Genomic DNA, 14,501 nt, shown 5'->3' with positions numbered 1-14,501 from the left:
AGGACAGGACATTAAAATAGCGTAGTATCATGACGTTATAACGGAACATGCAATTTTTTCCGCCGATGGATGGACACATGCCGGAGGGATGCTTATTCAGGCGCCATGTCTTCCATAACATCTTCCCGAAACGTGCGGCTTGGTATAGATTTTGGCACGACCAACACGGTTGTTGTCCTGCTTGACGCCGACGGGCAACCGCAACCCACGCGCTTCACCTTCCCCCACCATCCGCCCGATGAAACCTGCCGCACCCTGTTGTGCCTGTGGCAGGAGGAAGCACGGCCCGGCCAGCCAGCCCTGCACGAAGCGATCGGTCCGGCGGCTATTGACGCCTATCTGGAAGATCCGGCGGAAAGCCGGCTTATCATGTCCATGAAATCCTATCTGGCGCAGGCTTCATTCCGTCAGACACGCCTGCTTGGCCGGATCATGACGCTGGAGATGATGATTGCCCGCTTCCTGACCTGTCTCATGCGCACGATACAGGTTGATCCGGCCCACGTTACCGCAACGGTGGGACGCCCCGTGCAGTTCGCCGGGGAAATAGCGGATAATGATTTTGGCGAACAGCGCCTGCGCGACAGTTTCCGTGCTGCGGGTTTCCAGCATGTCAATATCGCACTGGAACCCGAAGCCGCCGGGTGGCGCTTTGCCCAGAGGCTGACAGAACCCGCAACGGTTCTGGTGGCGGATTTTGGCGGCGGCACCAGCGATTTCTCCATCCTGCGCTTTGACCCCGATGCCCCGCACCGCGCCATACCATTGGGCTATGCTGGCGTAGGCATTGCGGGCGACCAGTTTGACTATCGCATCATAGACCGGGTGATCGCACCCGAACTGGGCCGGTCAACCACATATCGCGTTATGGGCGGACAGCCGCTGCCTGTTCCGGCGGAATGGTATGCAAGCCTCGGGCACTGGCACCGGCTTGCGCTGATGCGCACGCCCCAGACCCTGCGCAACATTGCCGATGTCGCCCGAACGGCCGCAGAACCTAAAAAGCTGCATGCCCTGATGAACCTGATCGAAGACCAGCAGGGACAGGCGCTGTACCGCGCCGTAGGGGCGGCGAAACGGGAACTGTCCATGGCTGACCGCACCACGCTGACATATGACCACCGCGATATCCATATCAGCCGAGACATCACCCGCGCCGAATTTGAAAGCTGGATCGCGCCCGACCTGATCCGTTTTGACAATGCGGTCGAAACCGCGCTGGAGCGCGCCAGCCTGCCCGCCACGGCTATTGATCGCGTGTTCCTGACGGGTGGCACGTCTTTCGTGCCTGCCGTACGCGACCTGTTCATCCGGCGCTTTGGCCGGGAACGGGTCGATATGGGCGGCGAATTTGTATCGGTCGCTGAAGGGCTGGCCCTTATGAATGCAGCATAACAGTCCATAAAGGACCGCGAAGATCAATCGCAGGCCATACCCGGCATCATCCCCCGATAGCCCGAAGGGAAGCTTCCGGGGCAAATGGCAATATAGGGCGGCCCGTTTTCCCTGCTGGGATACGCCCGGAGTGTTTTTTAGCTGCCAGGCCACCTGCCCCATAATATATGCTCTACAGACAGGGTCTGCTGCCCCTTCCCGCCAATGCCCCTAACTGCCTTGACCCCTGTCACCACAGATAGACAAATTTCACGTAATAGGCGTTGCTTTCAGGTATGTTGCGCCCGTCAACGGAATGCGTGTAGCGGGTCGTAAACGACAGATGCTGTGAAATATTGAACATCATACCCAGACCAAGGGCTATTTCCCGGCTGCTTGAATCATCCAGATATCGGGATGCCGTCCGGTCATACGTGCCTTTTACATTCTGCCAGTCCAGCGCAAAAAAGGGTTCAATCAGCCGGGTGGCCTTCCAGCTAAAACGCAGGTTGCTGTAAAATACCACGCCGGGAGAATAGCTGTGTGCCCCCTTTACATGCAGGGTGGAGCCGACAACCGTTCCGGCATCGCCATCAAAGCTGAAATGCTTCCATTCATAATCAAAAATGAAGCTTGATATATTGGACCAGTAGTTGGTCGATGTCGCCGTACGCGTGCCCAGCGGGGTCTGCATGAAGGTCTGGAAACCGAAGGTACTGTGCCGGTTGGGTTTGAACCACGCGGCTGGCCCCACGATCGTCGGACCTAGACCACCAAAATCCGTACCATTTGCCAGCGTATAACTTTCGGACTGAATCAGTTCGAAGGCAAATCCCACATGTGGAATGGCGTCAAAACTGCGGAAATGCACATATTTTGTTAGCCCCGACCATGTATGGCTGCCCCCACCGGGATTGCGCTGGCCAAGGCTGTTGTAGGTATTTCCCGCCGCATTGCCATCACCATACTGCACCAGCACGTTGAAGGGTTTGAAATCGACGGGCAGATCGTATTCGTGGGGACCGATGATACCCAGCGTAATATCCGCGGCACGTGCCCCCATCGTGCCGCAGGTAATGACCAACGCAAGGGTAAGACAGGGCATGGCGCAAAGCCATACCGACCGTTTTGACAGACGCATGGGATACTTCCATGAAAAGGCGGGGGTATCCAGCCGAAGCCGGATACCTCCGGTTTATTGTTCTTATTGCGCCGTGCCGCCGTTCTGGGTGCCATCAAGCGTATAGGCGATTATGTAGTCGCCACTTCTGGTATCCAGTCCGCCATGGCCGCCTGCGGCGATCAGGACATACTGCCTGCCGCCGATTTCGTAAGTCATCGGCGTGGCCTGCCCACCTGCGGGCAGCCGGTCACGCCACAGGACCTTGCCACTTGCCAGATCAAAGGCGCGCAGATAATCATCCGCCGTCGCGGCCATGAACACGACGCCGCCCTTTGTTACGATATTGCCGCCGATATTGTACATGCCAGTTGGCAATGGCAGGTTGTTATGGGTTCTGAACGGTCCCGTATCGCGCGTGGTGCCGACGGGATGCTGCCAGACAATCCGGTGCGTTATCAGGTCAATCGCAGTCAGCGTGCCCCAGATCGGTCCCTTGCAGGGGATCTGAAGCGGGTTGAGCCAGGCATCGGTAAAGGCAACATAGGGCGTGCCGTAATCAGGCGAGACCGACAGGGCATCGCCCTTGGCCGCCGGTTCTTCCCCCTGCCCGTTCCATTTCGGCAGGGTGCCGGGTTCCTCCAGCTTCTGCCGTCGCTCAAGCCGAATACGGAATGGCAGATAGCTGGCATTGGCCAGCATGATCTTGCGCTGAGGATCAATTGTAATGCCCTGCCAGTCCACTATGCCGTAGAAGGCGGGATAAACGATGGTCGTCTGGCCCACATGCGGGGGCGTGAACTGGCCCTCATAGGCGGACTGGCGGTACTGGATGCGACAGATCATCTGATCCAGCAGCGTTGCCCCCCACATATCCCGTTCGTTCAGGTCGGGCGGTGTAAGGGTGGGCATGGCGACAGGGAAAGGCTGCGTGGGGGAGACGTGATCATCCGGCGCGGCCCCCGCTGTCGGCACACGGCGTTCCTCTACAGGATAGCCGGGCACGGTTTCGCCCGTCCGGCGGTCAAGGACGAAGAATTCACCACGCTTCGTGCTTTGTACCAGTGCGGGAATGACCGTGCCGTCAGGCCCCGGCAGGTCAACCATGGACGGGCCGGAGGGGATATCCATATCCCACAGGTCATGATGCACGGTCTGGTATGTCCACCGCCGTTCCCCCGTGACGATATCAAGGGCAATCGTGGCAGATGACGTGGCATCGTCAAACGGACGCCGCGTGCCGCCCCAGTTATCCGGCGGCGCATTGCCGGTGGGAATATAGACCAGCCCAAGATCAGGGTCGGCTGTATAGACGCCCCACGCATTGGGCGTATCGCGCGTCAGTTCATCATTGGGGCCGGGTTTCCATGTCTCGGGCTGGTGACCGGCATCCCATGCCCATGCGATTTCACCCGTAGTGGCGTCAAACCCGCGCACTGCGCCGGACGGTTCGAAATTGGCCTGGTTATCGAATATCCAGCCCCCGGTAATCAGCCGGTTTTTGGCAACCAGTGGTGGTGATGTCACGAAATGGAAACCATGGGGAACATGGCCGAGATATTCGCGCAGGGAGATGAATCCGTGATCCCCGAAATCATCGCATGGCCTGCCGGTCTGGGCATCCAGCGCGACAATACGGACATCCGCCACCGGGGAGTAGATGCGGGTGCGGCAGGAAGTCTGTATTTCATCAGGAATGCGATAATAGGATACGCCACGGCAGGCGACATAGACATTCTTCGCCAGATCCGCCGTATCGGGATGTGGGTCGAATTTCCATTTGATCTTGCCAGTCGCCGCATCCATCGCCACGACCCAGCTATGGGGCGTGCACATATAAAGCGTATCGCCAACCTTGATGGGCGTAACCTCCAGATTGAACTCATGCCCCTGATCGGGGCCTGCGGCCGTTCCTTCGCCGCCCTGTCGCACATCCCCCGTACGCGTCAGCCATGCGCGCCGGAGTTTGCCGATATTGGCGGGTGTAATCTGCGCAAGGGGGGAATAGCGATCACCACCGACTGTGCGGCCATAAGCGGTCCAGTCACCATCCGGTATTCCCGTACCTGCCGTATCAGGCTGCCCCTGTGCCGCCATCCGGTCGGCAGGAACGGTACCGTTTATGGAATATGGGATGAAGCCGCTGATAACCAGTGCGACACAGGAAATGGCAAGGGCTGCGAGAATGGGGCGCTTGTCGTCAAACCAGTCATCAGTACTCCGCCATACGGCAGGCAGCAGCAGCCACAGGCCAACGCCCATCAGCGTAAACAGCCGGACTTCCAGCCCCCATATATGGAAGCCCACTTCAAACAGGGCCCATACGGTTGCGACCAGCAACAGCGCGGCATAAAGGCCGGTAGCCAGCGCAGGCTTGCGCAAACTGATGAATGCAGCGCCGAGCATGACGCCGCCCGCAAGAACATAAAACCAGGAGCCACCCAGAAAGAGCAGCCAGGCACCACCAAGAAACAGGAACAGGCCCATCAGGGCGAGCAAGATCAGGGTTATGATGGACAATAACCTCTTATTATTTTCCCGCATGCTGCGTTTCTTTCTATAATTTTTCATAACCGCGCAGCGCATCTGCTTCTGGCGGCCATGGCATCTGTTCAGCATGAATGAACAGAAAAACGCCATGGCAGAGTCATGCGTATTCACACAGGTTTGTTTAAGGATACCCAAACTGTCGCAATAGTGAGACAGTCCGGGATGGAAACCTCCGGCATGGGCGAGACCGACACAGGTCTTGAGCAGGACACCAATGAATTCATACAGAATGGATTCCGGCCACGAGGGAGCGAGCGTATTTTCTCCCTTTATTCAGGAGGGAGTACGGCCCTCTGCATAAAACGGCAGACGGCTTCCTGCCTTCTGTCCCTTTTTCCTGCCCCATGCTGTATTGATTTCACGCCCTGAGAGCCATTCTGGCAAATCACAGAGACAGAGAACGCAGGGGAGCATGAGTGAGCAACCGGGGTCAGCGCCACCTCACGCTCATCCCCGGTCAGCATTACGATCCGATCGAGTTTGTTTCTTTTTCTGAACAGTCGGATTACGGGGCATTTCTTGCCAACACGACGTTCAACGCCCACTGGATCGTGGCCCCCCTATGAGCGAAAGACGCCTGCATGATCATTCCCTGTGCAGAAATCGCATCAACAGATACCCATTCAATGGTGAACGCTCATCAATGACTTATTGTGAAAAATAAATTCCTGAATCATACCATCGCTCAATGTGGATGTATTATTTTCATACATGATATATATTTCACAAAAATTAATAATTTATTATTTATAAATTAATTGCATTGTATTATTAATGTTTATAATTGTTAATACTCTTATCAAATTATACCGACAACGCATCCTCACTGACTTTTGCCAGAATGGATGCCCCATATACCAATGCCTCATCATTAAAATTGTACTCCGGGTGATGAAGCATTTCCGAATTACCGTTACCCAGACACATATAGGCCCCCGGCACCCGATCCAGCATGTAGCTGAAATCTTCCGATGCCATGACCGGTTTCATATGCCGGTCGACATGGCCATCGCCACATATGTCAGCCGCCGCATTCGCCATCATGTCCGCGCAGGTCGGGTTATTCACGGTCGGCAGGAATTCGACCGGATACCGGATTTCCGCCGTAGCGCCGAAAGCGGCAGCAACACCTGTGACGATGGTTTTCATACGTGCGCGCATTTCATGCAGCACGGCGGTATCAAGGCAACGGAACGTACCGGCGATGGTCACGGCTTCCGGTATGATGTTATAGGCATGGCCACCTTCAATTCTGGTTACGCTGACCACGGCTTCCTTTCCCGTGGGGATATTGCGCGAAACAACGGATTGTAGCGCCGTAACGATATGGCAGGCCGTCAGCATCGGATCGATGGAGCGATCTGGCCGGGCCGCATGGGACCCCACACCTTTTACGGTAATCTCGAAAAATCCACCGCCTGCCATGACCGGCCCGCTGTTGATCGCACAGTTGCCTACGGCAAGTCCCGGCCAGTTATGCATGCCGAAAATATAGTCACAGGGAAATTCCTCAAAAAGCCCGTCGCGGATCATGGCGACCGCGCCAGTACTGCCTTCTTCTGCGGGCTGGAAAATGAAATTGACCGTCCCGTCAAACCGGCGCGTTTCCGACAGATAACGCGCCGCCCCCAGCAGCATGGTGGTATGACCATCATGCCCGCAGGCATGCATGCGCCCGGTATTGCGGCTTTTATAGGGAACGCTGCCCAGTTCATCCATCGGCAGGGCATCCATGTCCGCGCGCAGGCCCACGGACTTACCGGACGTCCCGTTTTTCAATACACCGACGATCCCTGTCCCCCCGATGCCCCGGTGAACGCTGATACCCCATTTTTCCAGCAGGTCGGCAACGATGTCGGATGTCCTGAACTCTTCCATACCGAGTTCAGGATGTTCATGAAAGTCCTGACGGATGGCCGTCAGTTCCTTGCGATACCCGCTGATTTTTTCAAGAACACCCATCACTCACCAATCCGACTTACATCTGAACTGAACCCAACCGAAAGGATACGATATCATAACGGTCATACCTCAACCAGAACGTTATGAATGTCCGCAGCCTATGAAGCTGCCCGAAAAATTACGGAACAGGCCAGCTACGGTCCATCTGAAGCCTTCCCATCTTCTATACTACCATATTAGAACCCTGCGCCGGGTGGCCATTCAGGCCGGGTCCACCGTCTCAGTCTGCGGCAGGGTATAGTGGAAATCGCAATGGGTTGCGCCTTCCATAATGGTCTGTCCCCGCTCGAACACGATATCGGGATTGAATCCCTCACAGAACGTACCGTCACGATTGCACGATAGCAGGCCGCCAATCGCGCCCAGCCCCATCGCGCGATAGAGTTCAGCATAACGACACCGCCTGACGTTGAAATCCAGCCGGGAGGGTGATGCCTCCACAACCTCGATCTCAAGTGCATCTTCCGCCGTCCAGAACTTCAGGATTTCCGCAAGGTCCAGCAGGTCGGGCATATGATCGAACCGCGCACGCATCGCCTCGCCCTGCTCAATGGCCGAGCGGGCTACAGCGGTACGGATGGTTTCGATGGCGACGGCTTCCCCATGGCTCTGGACCAGCGTGTTATAGACGTGCTTGAGAATGCCCGCTTCGATGCGCCGCTGTTCAATGATAGGCAGGTTATCGCTCACCGGCTTTCCCTTTTATGTTGAACGGTCGGTGCATAATCATCATTCCATGGATAACATGGACAGAAAGACAGACGATATTCCCGGTTATTCCGACGCTATACCGTCACTGAGGGGAGTGATGCGTAACTGCTTGAATTCGGCGCCCCCGCCTTCTGCGAAGGCAATGACATGAGCCGCGCCAGCCGGTGGAAAAATAAGGTCCGTCATAACGACTGATCCGTCCAGAGCCAGCACCTCCACAGAACTGCGGTCCACGATGATATGTGCTGACATGGCCTGATCCGCAGGCATGTTAACGATATGCACCGGACTGAAATGGGGAGAGAAATCCGTTTTTCCAGATCTGGACCTGTCAAGAGACAGGGTATGGTGCTCAAAATCATAAACGATCCGCGTACCCGTTGTACCGTCCGCCGAAGCACGCACCACGACCCCAGCCTTTTTTGCACCTTTAGCCTGAATTTCCAGTTGGATATCCAGCACATCGCCACGGGCGGCATCAGGCAGAACCCGCTGTTCCGCGTCCAGTTTCAGGGCGCTGAAGGAATGAGAAGGATGCTTTGCCACCAGTGCAGTGTAATGCGCATCCGGTGCGAAGCACAGTTGAGGGCGACCGCTGACCGTTTTGAGGCTGGCCGTCATGGGCAGGGTCATCTGACCTTTCCATGGGGCAGTTGGAACCGCTGTCGCGTAGTCCCAGTTATTCATCCAGCCAATCGTAAGCGGAACGCCGGTCGGGCGGCCTGAAAACAGCATGACAGCATAGCGGTCCGCGCCATGATCCCCCCAGTTATAGGCCGAAGGGTCGGACCCCGCCGGTGGCAGGTTTTCCGCCTGAAAGGTTGTCCCGTCAAAGGACCCGACGAAATAGGCGGTCCCCGATCCCCCTGCGATGCTCGACGGGTTCACGCCAATCATCATGACCCATTTCTGCCGTGCCGTATCGCCATCCAGTGGCAGCGCAAACAGGGACGGCATTTCCCACAGCATGCCCGGACGCACGAAACCGGCAGGCCCGAAATCACTGAGGAAGGTCCAGTCAATCAGGTTATCCGATTTGTAAAGCTTGATAACCGGCGCGTCCGCTACGACGGCTGTCATGACCCAGTATTTTCCCGGCGCATACCACGTTACCGAAGGATCACGGAAATTCTTGGAAGCCGGGGCAAGCGTCAGGACCGGGTCCTTTTTATATGCCTGCCATGTGTAGCCGCCGTCACGGCTGTAAGCCAGTGACTGCGCCTGCACACCGGGTTCATGGCCGGTCCCCGCCTTGAACACGCTGGTGTAAAGCGCCACCATGGCCGGGTTTTCCACTGTGCCCAGTCCGGACGTATTATCCCGGTCAACCACGACAGAGCCGGAAAAAACATCCCGCTCCGCATTGGATATCATGGCGACCTTGTGTTCCTGCCAGTGCAGCAGGTCCGTACTGGTGGCATGCCCCCAGGACATATTCCCCCATTCAGCCGCCATGGGGTTATATTGGTAGAAAAGGTGATACACCCCCTTGTAGAAAACGGGGCCATTTGGGTCGTTCATCCAGTACTGGCGGGGCGCGTAATGCAACATTGGCCGCCACTGCGATGTTTCGCCCGGTTGCACCGCAGGGGGTGCGGCATCGGCCTTCTGCGCTGCCATATCGGAACCTGTCATCGCAGCGCAGAAAAGCGTCATCAATATCACCTTTTTCTTCATCAAGAACCGTATCCGTTACCCTTAGAAGATCATCACTGCCCCAGCGATGCAAGGGCGACGAGTGGGTTGGTAGGCGTTGAACCGTTGCCCGATGTCAGATCCTGCAGGAAAGCCACGACATCAATATTATATCTGTTTGCAGGAATATCACCATATCCGCCCAGGCCATTCTGTCCATAGCCCAGGTTGATTGCCGTATTCTGGCCACTGATATTGATCTGGACTGTTGGCGCCAGCGCACCACCGCGACGGTTTTCAACCGTATCGATAAACGATTCCACCAGTCCGCTGGGCATCACGTAATGCGAATACGACTGGAATGCGCGCGGATTCTGCAGGGGATTTGGATCAAAATCGGAACCTGCCGCCTGGTTCAGGTCGGTCGGATTGCCAAGAACAAGGCCGCTGCCCCAGTTCATAGGCTTGAAATCGCTGCGAATTCCGTTCCCCACAAATCCATAGACCCCATCGGGACCATCCATTCCGGCGGCAAAGGTTGTCCGATGGCTTATGGTGAACAGGTAATATTTATTGTCCTTAATATAGATCTGGGGCCGTTCCGTCTGGTCGTTGACGCAGTTTGCCGAAATGATCGGCGGCAGGAAACGCCATTTGGTCAATGATCGGTTCAGGGCTACGGCCAGACCGATGTTGGCTTTCTGGTAAGTGGCGCCGGAATTGAGAACATCATTGAGATTTTCGGCATAGGGATCACCCGAACGATAACCCAGATCCGCTGCCGTGCAGTCCGCAGCCCCGCGCTCACCCGCCGTATTGCCTTCGAACACCATGAAGGTGTAGCCGGGATGGGCCGGGTCTTCAAACGTAAACGGGTCGCGGAAGGAATAGAACTCGTTCTGCTGGCCGGTCTGGTAATAGACGCCATCGGGCTGCAGCAGTCCTTCATGATTGTTGAACCCGGTAAACCATACATGCGTAAGATCCGCATGAATTCGACCATCTGTTTTTGAAATAATCGCAATCGGTGGCGCAATATTAGCGCCTGCATCCGTACGGTTGAACCCCAGCGCCGTATAGAACACGCTTACCCGGTTATCGCCCACTTTAACCAGCCGGGTAGACCCCGACCATTCCGCGTTCTGCGTAAGGGTCGTCGATCCGAATACCTTCGCGCTGGCACCATCGGGGAACAGATGCCCGCCATATATCCAGCCCCCGTTACGCGGGCGACGGGATGCGGGAATACCCGCCCGCCGGTAAAAAAAACCAATTCTGGCATGGACATGCCGGTCATCAAAAGTATAGCCGGCGTTGGGATCGGCCGTAAGCGAGAAGATAACTTCCCAGCCGTTATAACTGAACTGATTGGCCTGCGCGTCAATCAGTGTCCATGTATCCCATACCCATACATCGGGGTTGGTCTGCGGGAAATTGGCGGGAATATCGGGCATGGTCAGGCGGGCAGGCAGGGAATTGCCCCCCGTGGGATTGGTAAGGCTGGATCGCGCCCTGATCTGGCGGGCATCCGCGCGCGTCCAGCGGGACGTATATGTATCAAAGGGATCATAGGCCTGCTGGGTATGTATCGTGGGCAGGGCATAGCCTGACACGCCAACGGTCTGCGCCCCGGCCGCTATCGGCTCGCCCGACATGCTGGCTGCCAGCATGCCCGCCCCCAGCAGGAGCCATCGCGCCCGCTGGAAAAACATACTGTAATGGAACGGATGTTCCTGCTCTGTATTTTCTGTTTTATTTGTATTTTGCATGTTATGTCCTCCGGCATCAGGTACACCCTGCCTTCGGACCATCCGCCGAAGAGCAGGTTATGGACTCGACGGTACTGTTCCAATCACGCCATATTTCTGTGGTTTCATTAGACCTCTATAAAATATGGGCTTTTATTGCGCCCGATGCGGTTTTTCAGGAAGAAGTTCCCTTCCTTACAATAACCTATACATCCGGTGACGCACGCTCCTCGAACGAGGCGACTGTCCGGCAAGTTGCTTTATTGTTAAAATAATTTTCGAAATTATATCGATATAAAATGCGGCGATCAGTAATTCTGCGGCATATCCCATTGCACGATCCGCACGGGAAAGGCGGCATTCCCCCCCGGTTGCGTCGTGATGACCGCATGCCGCAGGGCACGCGCACCAGACGTGTCAGTGATAGTTACGTCTATTCCCACAATGGTCTGCGCACGCGCTTCATCGTCGGGTGCCGGATTGCGGCCTGTCATGACCAGAGCCTGCCGGACAACGGGCGATGCCAAGGACAGGATCGGGTCGGCATCCCAGTACAGGCTGAGATAGGGGAGTAACTGCCGCGTCAGGCCGGGTGTCATACCCAGAACCAGACCGGTTTCCTCGGGCGTCTGGAAGGGAGCGCCCGGTGGTCCATAGGTCAGCCCGGCTGCTACGTAGGCAGCCGCACTCCCCGCCGGGGGCGTGGCCCCCTGCTGCAACGGAAAGCGCCATGCGCGAATATTCGCAGCGACCGTCTGTGCGATACGATCCTGTGCGCCGATAACCCGCAGCAATGCGGCCAGCATATCGGGGGATGCCAGATTGGGATTGACCTTTCCGCCCTCGCTGACAATGCGATATTGGATAACGATGCGATCATGCCGGACGTGATGAATCACGCCATCCGCGCTCCAGTGCCCACGCGCGGGGTCCAGAAGATGGAACGCGGCTTCCCATACGCCACCATCCGCCTGTGCCTGCAACTGCACGTGCAGGCGTTCCAGCGCCGCCATGCGCATCTGCCGCCTGCCCGTGGCAATAATGGCGAAGGCAAGGAAGGACAGCATCACCATCGTCCACAGCACCACCAGCAGGGCAAAGCCGTTATCTTTGCCTGCCAGCCGTCGCGCCTTCATGGCCCAAGGCCCACGCCGCGCCTTATGCGCGCCTGCGGGTCGGCGCTGCCACTGGAATGCATCCGCGCCAGTTCGTCTGGCACGGCGGCGGCACTGGTCAGGCTTTCGCGCATATCCTCGGTCAGGGCCTGCGCATCACGCTGGTCATGAAGGACATGCGGGGTGATCAGCACCAGCAGTTCCGTACGCTGGTGATTATTGCTCTGGTTCCCGGCGAGAAACCCCAGAACCGGGATATCCTTGAACCATGGCACACCGCTATTGTTACGTGACGACGTATCGGTAATCAGCCCCGCCAGACCGACTGTCTGCCCATCCTGTATGACCACGCGGGATGTGACGGAACGATCGTTGAATGTAGGATTGACGGTGCTGGATGACGTATCGTTGACGGAACTGACTTCCTGCGAGATATCGAGCGTGACCAGCCCGCCATTATTGACCCGTGGCGTAACCTGCATGATGACGCCGGTCGGCTGGTAGGTAAACTGATTGTATATGGATGTGCCAATCGTGCTGGACTGCGATCCGGTCTGGATCGGCACCAGTTGCCCGACCTGTAGCCGCGCAGGCTGATTATCAAGAACCATGATCTGTGGCGATGACAGGACATGCACCTTGGTCACGTTCTGCAACGCATCAATGGCGAAGGGCGCACCGCCACCCGTTGCCCCCCCTATGATAAATCCCGGCAGGGTATGGCTGAACGCGGCGGTAGCCAGCCTGCCGGTGGTGATGGTCTGGCTGTTGGCGCTCAGTACGCCGTTGATCCCACCTGATTTGAAGAAGAACTGCGTGCCGTAACGCAGGGCATCATTCAGTTGCACCTCGGCGATCACGGCATCGATACGGACCTGCATGGGCAGGATGTCGATCCTGCGCAGCATGTCCTCCACCGTATCGTTTTCCTGATCGGTGCCATAGATCAGCAAGGCGTTATGCTGCGGGCTGGGAATGATCCGCATACCGCGCTGCCGCCCGCCGTTGCCGCCGCCACTATTATCCAGTCCCCCCAGCAACGGATTCTGGTTGGCCGCCTGCCCCGTCCCGGTCCCCGCCGCCTGCGCAGGCTGGCCCAGAAGGGAGGCGGCCCCGCCCGCTCCCCCCATCAGGCCGCCGCCCGTCATGGCCTGTCCGGTCCCCAGCCCACCACCACCGGTCAGCCCCCCGTGCCCTGCCCCATCTGCTGACTGCCCGCGCCAGGAATATTGGGCTGGGGCGGCTGGGTGGGCTGGGCCGTAACGTCGTCCGGCGTGAAAGCCTGCTGAAGGACGTAGGCTGCATCATTCGCGTTGGTATTCTGCAGGTAATAGACATGCCAGTTCCGCATCGTCGTCCGGCGTGTCCGTTCGAGCAGGTCGAACAGACGCCGGGCATCGTCGATGTAATGGCTGGACGCCGCCACCACCAGCACCGCATCAACACGCGTCATCGGGATGACCCGCACTTCCTGCGTCAGGGCGCCCCCACGCCCATGCAATGCTTCCTGCAATGCCGTGGCGGCGTCTTTCGCACTGCCTGAAGGCACAGGCAGAAGGGCATATGACTGCCCGGCCAGAAGATCGATATCGAACGCATGCACCAGACTGACGATCGTATCGCGCGTAACGGGATCACCACTAACCAGCAGCGCGTTGGTGCCCGCCATCGGTGTAACCCGGCTGCCCGCCTGCACAAAAGGCTGGAGCGCCTTGGCCAGATCCTCCGCCCCGGCGTAATGCAGGGCAACCATGCTGCTGCCCGCCAGTCCGGCATCTTCAGCCATGCTGATACTTCCACCCGCCCCGCCGCCACTGCCCGCCTTCCCGCCCACGGGCAGCACGCGATACAGGCCGCCGGTCTTCCCCAGGCTTGCCCCCACTTCCCCCAGCAGCATCTGCAGGGTTGGCAGCACTTCCGCTGGTAGCAGGGGGGTTGCCGTATGCAACGTGACCGCCCCGGTAACAGCCGGATCAATCGTATAATTGACATGCAGCACACCGCCCAGAATCTGGGCGACGACATCGCGGATATCCGTTTCAGCGAAATCCAGCATTATGGTGCCAGCCTGCCCGCTGCGCACATTGGGGGTCAGGCGCGGTGCCATGTCGCGGCCATAGCTGACCTGCGCGGGTGCGATCTGGTCCGTGGAACCGACCTGGAGGGATCGAAGAACCGTCAATTGATGTGCGTGGCCCGTGATTTCTGGCTTTTGGCGATTTGATTGACGGTTTTTGCGCTGGCATCCGGTCTGCGTTTTGAGCAGATTGGGCGCTGTTATCCGCT

Annotated in this window: 11 protein-coding genes; 2 read left to right on the top strand and 9 right to left on the bottom strand. The window is 57.4% G+C overall.

The window, feature by feature from the left end; translation table 11 throughout:
- The first annotated feature begins 105 nt into the window (after positions 1 to 105).
- Positions 106 to 1,395, top strand: coding sequence for an Hsp70 family protein (locus ACBR42_RS11430; protein WP_371208104.1), 1,290 nt, complete (start codon positions 106 to 108; stop codon positions 1,393 to 1,395).
- A 229-nt stretch (positions 1,396 to 1,624) separates the two neighbouring features.
- Here the strand turns inward: ACBR42_RS11430 and ACBR42_RS11425 are convergent, their stop codons facing one another.
- Entirely contained in the window at positions 1,625 to 2,479 is an 855-nt protein-coding gene (locus ACBR42_RS11425) for a transporter (RefSeq protein WP_243705334.1), read from the bottom strand.
- Between the two features lie 99 nt (positions 2,480 to 2,578).
- Positions 2,579 to 5,038 (bottom strand): membrane-bound PQQ-dependent dehydrogenase, glucose/quinate/shikimate family, encoded by a 2,460-nt coding sequence (locus ACBR42_RS11420; protein WP_371208103.1) that lies wholly within the window; start codon positions 5,036 to 5,038, stop codon positions 2,579 to 2,581.
- Positions 5,039 to 5,460: 422 nt separating this feature from the next.
- Here ACBR42_RS11420 and ACBR42_RS11415 point away from each other — a divergent pair, with 422 nt between their 5' ends.
- On the top strand, positions 5,461 to 5,610 hold the full coding sequence (locus ACBR42_RS11415) for a hypothetical protein (protein ID WP_371208102.1): 150 nt from the start codon (positions 5,461 to 5,463) through the stop codon (positions 5,608 to 5,610).
- Positions 5,611 to 5,848: 238 nt separating this feature from the next.
- Here ACBR42_RS11415 and ACBR42_RS11410 read toward each other — a convergent pair whose 3' ends face one another.
- The 7 genes from ACBR42_RS11410 to ACBR42_RS11380 all read right to left on the bottom strand — a co-directional run bounded on the left by ACBR42_RS11410 (position 5,849) and on the right by ACBR42_RS11380 (position 14,397).
- Positions 5,849 to 7,006, bottom strand: coding sequence for a M20 aminoacylase family protein (locus ACBR42_RS11410; RefSeq protein ID WP_371208101.1), 1,158 nt, complete (start codon positions 7,004 to 7,006; stop codon positions 5,849 to 5,851).
- A gap of 201 nt (positions 7,007 to 7,207) precedes the next feature.
- Positions 7,208 to 7,696, bottom strand: coding sequence for an L-2-amino-thiazoline-4-carboxylic acid hydrolase (locus ACBR42_RS11405; RefSeq protein WP_132303645.1), 489 nt, complete (start codon positions 7,694 to 7,696; stop codon positions 7,208 to 7,210).
- An 84-nt stretch (positions 7,697 to 7,780) separates the two neighbouring features.
- A complete protein-coding gene (locus ACBR42_RS11400; protein ID WP_371208100.1) occupies positions 7,781 to 9,337 on the bottom strand; it encodes a glycoside hydrolase family 32 protein in 1,557 nt (518 codons plus the stop codon).
- A gap of 89 nt (positions 9,338 to 9,426) precedes the next feature.
- Positions 9,427 to 11,121 (bottom strand): glycoside hydrolase family 68 protein, encoded by a 1,695-nt coding sequence (locus ACBR42_RS11395; protein ID WP_371208099.1) that lies wholly within the window; start codon positions 11,119 to 11,121, stop codon positions 9,427 to 9,429.
- Positions 11,122 to 11,408: 287 nt separating this feature from the next.
- Positions 11,409 to 12,236, bottom strand: coding sequence for a general secretion pathway protein GspK (locus ACBR42_RS11390; RefSeq protein ID WP_371208098.1), 828 nt, complete (start codon positions 12,234 to 12,236; stop codon positions 11,409 to 11,411).
- The gene (locus tag ACBR42_RS11385; protein ID WP_371208097.1) at positions 12,233 to 13,363 is read right to left on the bottom strand and encodes a type II secretion system protein GspD; all 1,131 of its coding nucleotides are present in this window, start codon (positions 13,361 to 13,363) and stop codon (positions 12,233 to 12,235) included. Before ACBR42_RS11385 ends, ACBR42_RS11390 begins: the two co-directional genes overlap by 4 nt.
- 32 nt (positions 13,364 to 13,395) lie before the next feature.
- The gene (locus ACBR42_RS11380; RefSeq protein WP_371208096.1) at positions 13,396 to 14,397 is read right to left on the bottom strand and encodes a secretin N-terminal domain-containing protein; all 1,002 of its coding nucleotides are present in this window, start codon (positions 14,395 to 14,397) and stop codon (positions 13,396 to 13,398) included.
- Positions 14,398 to 14,501 lie beyond the last annotated feature (104 nt).

This window comes from Komagataeibacter sp. SM21, assembly GCF_041402665.1.
Taxonomy (GTDB): domain Bacteria; phylum Pseudomonadota; class Alphaproteobacteria; order Acetobacterales; family Acetobacteraceae; genus Komagataeibacter; species Komagataeibacter saccharivorans.
This window is presented reverse-complemented; position numbering and strand designations above follow the sequence as displayed.